General features: G+C 39.6%; 1 pseudogene. It reads right to left on the reverse strand.

Annotated features, from left to right (window positions below):
- Window positions 1-139 (reverse strand): annotated as a pseudogene (locus tag HMPREF2876_RS08260) (sigma-70 family RNA polymerase sigma factor); the annotation flags it as partial.
- Window positions 140-303: the final 164 nt, after the last annotated feature.

The raw sequence follows: 303 nt of genomic DNA on the forward strand, positions 1-303 counted from the left end.
GATACTGGCTTACCAACTGATAGAGCACCAACATGCCCTCTTGTTCCCAATCGCTTAATTCCCACAGGTGGACATAATATTCTCTCCGACACTTCAGCACAATTCCTCTCACCTTGGCATATAACTCCTTGAACTCCATCTTCTTCTCCTTCCTTTTTCTTACCTTTTAAGGATAGCAAACTTGAAGCTTTTAGGAGAGCTGGATAGCTGTTCTACTCTTTTCGGTTTCTATTTCGTACTTCTTAATACACCTATCTATCTCTTCAGGTACTTTTACATTCTTTTCAGCGGATAAAGTTAAAA

It is taken from the genome of Streptococcus sp. HMSC073A12 (genome assembly GCF_001812815.1).
In the GTDB taxonomy this organism is placed as follows: Bacteria; Bacillota; Bacilli; order Lactobacillales; family Streptococcaceae; genus Streptococcus; species Streptococcus vaginalis.